Source organism: Rhizobacter sp. (genome assembly GCF_031412075.1).
Lineage (GTDB): Bacteria > Pseudomonadota > Gammaproteobacteria > Burkholderiales > Burkholderiaceae_C > Rhizobacter.
Window position 1 is genome coordinate 1 of sequence record NZ_JANOCG010000159.1, and the last position, 6,885, is coordinate 6,885.

The 6,885-nt window shown below is 66.1% G+C and carries 3 protein-coding genes; all 3 read right to left on the reverse strand.

Annotated elements, in window-relative coordinates; translation table 11 throughout:
* Positions 1–129: 129 nt before the first annotated feature.
* Positions 130–1,329 carry an alanine transaminase gene (gene alaC, locus RMO40_RS05660; protein WP_309717521.1) on the reverse strand — a complete coding sequence of 400 codons (1,200 nt, stop codon included), beginning with the start codon at positions 1,327–1,329 and terminating at the stop codon, positions 130–132.
* A gap of 75 nt (positions 1,330–1,404) precedes the next feature.
* Entirely contained in the window at positions 1,405–3,624 is a 2,220-nt protein-coding gene (pbpC, locus tag RMO40_RS05665; RefSeq protein WP_309717526.1) for a penicillin-binding protein 1C, read from the reverse strand.
* A gap of 2 nt (positions 3,625–3,626) precedes the next feature.
* Positions 3,627–6,885: alpha-2-macroglobulin family protein (locus RMO40_RS05670; RefSeq protein ID WP_309717524.1), on the reverse strand; the 3,259-nt coding region annotated here is incomplete at its 5' end.

The window sequence follows — 6,885 nt, forward strand, 5'->3', positions numbered from 1 at the left end:
ACAGCGTGGGCGGCATGGTCTTCGATGCGGCGCGGCACCGCTTTTTTGCGCCACGCGCCTGCGCTCTGCCGTTCGCTCGGACCCTTTCTACGGGCCCTCCGACTGGCTCAGTGCCAACGGCGAAATGAATCAGGCCATATCAGCCTTCAGCATTGATTTGATACCGCGCACGGCCTGGCGGATTCGCGATTCGTTTTCGATCAAGGCGAAGCGCACGTGGTCGTCACCGTGGTCACCAAAGCCGATGCCGGGTGACACGCTGACCTTGGCCTTGTCCAGCAGCAGCTTGGCAAACTCCAGCGAACCCAGCGCGCGATAACGCTCGGGGATCTGCGCCCAGATGTACATCGAGGCCTTCGGGGTCTCGACCATCCAGCCGGCTTCGTGCAGGCCCTTGACCAGCACGTCGCGCCGCCGCTGGTATTGCGCTGCGATCTCTTTGACACAAGCTTGATCGCCTTCGAGCGCCGCAATGGCCGCCACCTGCAGCGGCGTGAACGTGCCGTAGTCGTGGTAACTCTTGATGCGTGCAAGCGCCGCCACGAGGTCGCGGTTGCCCACCATGAAGCCCACCCGCCAGCCGGCCATGTTGTAGCTCTTGCTCAGCGTGAAGAACTCCACCGCGATGTCTTTCGCACCCGGCACCTGCATGATCGACGGCGCTTTCCAGCCGTCGAACACGATGTCGGCATAAGCCAGGTCGTGCACCACAAAGATGTCGTGCTTGCGTGCGAGGGCGATCACACGCTCGAAGAAGTCGAGCTCCACACATTGCGCCGTCGGGTTGCTCGGAAAACCCAGCACCATCATCTTCGGCTTGGGGTAGCTGCCGCGAATGGCTCGCTCCAGCTCGGCAAAAAAATCGACGCCGGGCACCAACGGCACCGAGCGGATGTCGGCACCCGCGATCACCGCGCCGTAGATGTGGATGGGGTAACTCGGGTCGGGCACCAACACGGTGTCACCACGGTCGAGCGTGGCGAGCATCAGGTGCGCCAGGCCTTCTTTGGAGCCAATGGTGACGATGGCCTCGCTGTCGGGGTCGATCTCCACGTCGTAGCGGTCGCGGTACCAGTGCGAGATGGCGCGGCGCAAGCGCGGAATGCCTTTGCTCGCCGAGTAGCCGTGGGTGTCGGGCCGTTGTGCCACTTCGGTGAGCTTGGCGACGATGTGCGGTGGCGTGGCCCCATCGGGGTTGCCCATGCTCATGTCGATGATGTCTTCGCCGCGTCGGCGCGCAGCGAGCTTCAGCTCGGCGGTGATGTTGAAGACGTAGGGAGGGAGGCGGTCGATGCGCGCAAAGCGGCGCTTGCCTGCAGATGAGGACATGTGGAGATGACTTTCACGTGAGCGCCCGGAACCGTCCGAGCGACGTACCCCGCATGACGCAGGGCTGGCGCGATGTTATCGCGGCGTTGGCGCCGTTCGCGTCATCTCTTGCGTCTTTCCTTGCGCCAGTTTCACGCCCGCACCACGCACTTCGAAACGCACGGTTTGCAGCACGCGGCCGTCACGCGCCACCAGGCTCAACGCGTGTTGCCCCGGCCAGGGCGCCCACTTCAAGCGCTCGCCCTGCCCCACCCGTTTGCCGTCGAGCATCCACACACCGCGTTCACCTTCGAAGCTGATGGCTTGTGCATGCGGTGGCATGTCGGGGTCGAGCGCAAACACGCTGCCATCGCGTGGGCTGGTGATGCCAAAACGCCGCGCGTTGTGCATCTGCGCGCTGGCCGTCCATCGCGCTTGTGTGGTGCCCACGAGAAACAGCTCGTCGCGCGCCGGCTCCCGACCTGCAGAGTCGAACTGCACCCGGTCGCGCACCACACCACTCGGCATCACCGGACGCTTCGACGGCTGGCCTTGGTGCAGATGCCGCACCAGCGCTTGCCACACCGGCGCGGCGCCGCTCACACCGCTCACACGGTGCATGGCTTCGCCACTCGCATTGCCCACCCACACGCCCACGGTGTAGCGATCGGTGAAGCCGATGCACCAGTTGTCGCGCATGTCCTTGCTGGTGCCAGTTTTCACTGCTGCGAAGCCGGGGGTCACGAGCGCGCTGTCGAGGCCGAAGGTGAGCACGCGCGCGGCGTTGTCGGCCAGGATGTCGGCCACCAGGTAGCTGGCTGCGGCGTCGGCCACCCGCACCGGCTTTGTCTGCGTGGGCGACGGGCGCAGCGCCACCGATGTGAGCACACCACCGTTGGCCAAGCTGCGGTAGGCGTTGGTCAACGCGAGCAGCGTCACATCGGCGCCGCCGAGCGCGAGCGCGTGGCCGTAATAACCGCCCGACTCGGAGAGCGACAAACCCAGTGCGTTCAAACGCGCCAGCACCGCATCAGGCCCGAGCATCGCGCCCACGCGCACCGCCGGCACGTTGAGGCTCGCGCCCAGCGCGCTGCGGGCGCTGACCCAGCCTTTGAAGGACTTGTCGTAGTTTTGTGGCAGGTACAAACCGTTGCCGGTGGTGAGCTGCGCCGGTGAGTCGTCGAGCAAGCTGGCCGGGGTGATGAGGCGGCGCTCGAAGGCGAGGCCGTAGACAAAAGGTTTGAGCGTTGAGCCCGGTTGCCGGCGCGCGAGCACGCCATCGACCTCGGCCGCACCGGACAAACTGCCACTGGAGCCGACCCAGGCGCGCACTTCGCCACTCGCGTTGTCGAGCACGACGATGGCGCCATCTTCGACGTTGCGCCCGTTCAGCTCGGCGAGCTGGCGGTGCAGGGTGTGGATGGCAAACCGCTGCGTTCGTGCGTCGAGCGTGGTGGGCTGAAGCGGCTGGCCATTCAGTGCCAGCTGTCGCGCAAAGTGCGGCGCCAGCTGCTCACCCAGCGGCATGCCACCACGACGGTTGAACGCACTGTGCGCTAAGCCGATGACCCCTTCGCAGGCCAGCTGCTGCAGCTTCAACACACCACACGCTCGCTGCGCCACGCTGTCGGCGCTGGCGTTGGGGCCGCGCAGCAAGGCGGCGGCGATGGCGGCTTCGTGCGCATCGAGCCCGCTCGGGTGTTTGGCGAACAGGGTTTGTGAGAGCGCGTTGATGCCGACCAGCTCGCCACGGAAGGGCACACGGTTGAGGTAGGCCTCAAGAATCTCACTCTTCTTCCAACGTGCATCGAGGCGCGAGGCAGTGAACGCCTGGCTGACTTTCTGCGCCACGCTGCGCCCGCCGGCGGGGCGGGCGAGATCGTCGTCGAGCAAACCGGCGAGCTGCATGCTCAAGGTCGACGCGCCGCGTGTGCGGGTGTTCCACACATTGGCCCAGGCGCTTTGCGCCACGGCGCTCCAGTCGACGCCGCTGTGTTCGTAAAACCGTTTGTCTTCGCTGAGCACGATGGCGTGCAACAAGGCCGGCGAGGTGTCACTCAAGGCCACCCAGGGCAGGCGGCGCACGGTCTTGTCGACACGCACGGTCTGGATCGGTGAGCCGTGGCGGTCGAGCAGGGTGATGTCGGATGGGCGGTGCGCCGACTTCACGTCACTGAAACCCGGCACGGCCTGCGCACTGCCGGCCGCCAGCATCAAGACGATTGCTGCGACACCCCCTGCCGTTCGCCCTGAGCCCGTCGAAGGGCCGGTGGCATGCCGCCAAGGCTTCGACAGGCTCAGCCCGAACGGAGTCATTTTCACGGCCCAACCTCCAGCGCCGCATTCGGCAGCTCACCAAACGTCTCGGGCGAATACATCGCCTCCACCCGAGTCGGCGGCAATGCAAACTTGCCCGGGTTGTTCAAACGCACCGTGTACTCGACCACATGTTTGCCGCGCGGCAAATACTCGTAGTAGCTGCGGAAGGCCTCGAAGCTGCGCTCTTCGAACGCCGGCCACACGCTGTTGCTGTCGCGCTTCTCACCGCTGGTCGCAATGCTGGAGTCACGCCCCAGCCCCGAGCCCAACAAGGTGGCGCCGCCTGGCACCGGGTCGCTCAGCACCACCCAGGTCATGTCGCTTTGCGCGTCGATCTCCACCCGCACACGCAGCACATCACCGCGCGACCATTTGCTCTTGTCTTTTTGCTCCACCGCCGTGACGCTGCGCGTGAGGCTGTAGCCGGCACGCAAAGGCGCCTTCAGCGGGATGGCGGCCAGGCTTTGCACCGTGAGCCACGGTTTGCCAGCGCCTTCTTGTGTGACGTTCAAGCTGCCTGCCGCTTCAGGCCAGGCGAGCTTGACCGAACCGCCTTCGGTCTGCGCCGACCAATCAATCACCAGCGGCTTCGCACCCGTGCTCGCCAGCGTCTTGCCACTCACTTTCACGGACTCAAACTTCGCCGAGAACTTGTCGAGCGCCAACGAGCCCCACAGGTTGGCCGTGGTCGTGAGCCACGCACCTGCACGCTGACGTGCCAGGCTGCCCACCACCATGCGCGGGATGTCGTCTTTCCAACTCGGCTCGTCGAGCACCGCGAGGATGAGGCGGGCCGCATTCGCATCGGCGCTGTCCATCAGCCACCACCAGAAGTCGTCGCTCTCGTTGCTGAAGCGCAGCGTGGTGCCGGCGTAGGTGAGGCGGCTGCGCAAGATCTGCTGCGCTTCGGCCAGGCGCTTGGCCTGGTCGGGCACGCCCTTCACGCGCTTCAGGATGTTGAACCAATCGATCACCGCCGCCGTGGGCCACAGGTTGGGCGTGAGGTTGACCGAGCCCAGCATCTTCGGTTGCGCGCGGCCGTAACGCGACAGCGCTTCGATGGCGGCGAGCTTGCGCACATCGAGGTCGGCCCGTGGTGACCAGAACTTGCGCTCGATGCGCCCTTCGACAAACGCCGTCAAACCATCCAGCATTTGCGCTTGAGCCGGTGCCGGCAGTGCAAAGCCCGCTTCATGCGTAGCCGCCAGCACATAGGCGGTGAGGCGGTCGCTGCCACGCGAACCGTCTTCAGCGCGTGGCGGGAAGTAGCTCGCCAGGCCATCGCTATCGAGGTAAGTCGGCAAGGCATTGGCGACCGCGCTCCACAAGGCCGCGTCTTTCAGGCCGACGGCCTTGGAGGTTTTTTGCTCCAGGCAGCTGAAGGGGTAGGTCTCGAAGTAACGCCGCATGCCGGGCAGCGCGCCGCTCAGCTTGGGTTGTGCTGCGACCAAGATGCCGCCGCGTTTCACACCACTCTCGGGCAAGCCGTCGGCCGGCGCAGCGATGGGCAGCGTGAACGGCCCGTCAAGCTGCTGCAGCGTGGCTTGCAACACCCGCACCGGCACTGCGGGGCTGACCAGTTGGGTGATCTTCACGCGGTCTTTCGTCTTTTCGCCGCCCTGCTCTTCGGCCGCGGCCTCCCAGGTGATGCTGAAGGCCTCGGGCGGCACCGCCACGCCCCAGGTGATTTCTTTCGCAGCGCCCGCCGCCACCACCACCTCTTGCGGTGGGAAGGTCAAGGGTGCGCGGGTGATTTCCGCCCCACTGTTCGCGGTGCCTTGCAGCGTGGCGCGCACCTTCATCTCGCGCGCCGTGGTGTTGCGCAACGTGAGCAGGGCGGTGAACTGGTCGCCCTCGCGCACCAGCGGCGGCAGGCCGGCGAGCAGCTGCAGGTCTTGCGTCACGCGGATGCTGGTGCTGCCGCTGCCGAACTGCTGCACGCCGGCGTCGGCAATCGCCACCAGCGAGAAGCTGGTCAGCGAATCGTTGAGCGGCACCTCGACCACCGCCTCGCCATTGGCGTCGAGCACGACCCGGTCTTTCCACAGCAACAAGGTGTCGAACAGCTCGCGGGTGGCGTTCTTGCCGCCACCGCCACCGGCCGCCACCGCCTTGCGGCCATAGTGACGGCGACCGATGATTTCGCTCTGGCCGGTGCTGGTTTCCACACCCCAGGGGCGTTGCTGGATCAGCGCGTGCAACAAGTCCCACGAGTCGTTGGGCCGCAGTGCCAGCAGGCCTTCGTCGACCGCGGCAAACGCGACCTCGGCGCCTGCGAGCGGCTTGCCTTCGTGCGTGACCTTGATGCGCGCCATGGCCTTCTGGCGGATGCCGTACTGCGGCTTGTCAGCGGTCACGCTGACCTGCAGCGTGTGCTCGGCGATGCCCACCTCGAGCGCGGCCACACCGAGCTTGAACGCGGGCTTGGACAAATCGACCATCGCGGTCGGCGCCTGGTACTCACGCCCTTCGTACCAGAACGAGCGTGCCCAGTTGACGGGCTCCTTCCAGCCCCAAGTGAAGAACGAGTACCAGGGCACCTCGCGGATGCGCCCGCGCAGCGCGAGCACGCTCACGTAGACGTTGGGGCCCCAGTTCTTGGCGATCTTGAGTTCGATGGTCGGGTCGTCGCCGCGCAGCGTGACCACCTGCGTGGAGAGCACGCCTTCACGCTCCACGCTGACCAGTGCGGTGGCTTCGCGGAAGGGCATGCGCACCTGCAGGCGCGCGGTCTCGCCGGGGGCGTAACTCTTCTTCTCGGGCAGCACGTCGATGCGGTCGTCGTTGTCTTGGGCGAACCAGAGCTCGCCCTGGCGCGTGACCCACACGCTGGCGGCGGCTTCGGCTTTGTGGCCCGAGCCGTCTTGCGCTTGCGCGATCAGCTCCACCTGGCCGGCAGTGGACAACTCGGCTTCGCACAGCAGCAGGCCGCGGTCGTCGGTGCTGCCGCTGCACAGGCTGCCGAGTTCGGTGACTTCGTTGCGGTTGTCGTACGCATAGAAGCCGCCGACCATACGCTTGCGGCTGCTGATGACCTGGGCCAAACGCCCACGCACTTCAACACGCTGGCCCTTGATCGGCTTGCCGGCGGTGTCGAGCGCGAGCGCCTGGAACTTCACCTTGCCCCGGCTGCTGGCCCACGAGCCGGCTTTCACGCCGAGCACCACGGCGCTCGGCCACAGGTTGATGCGGGTGGCGGCGGTCTGCACCTCGCCATTGGGGTCGTTGAAAGTGGCTTCGGCGAGCAGTTCGCTGGCG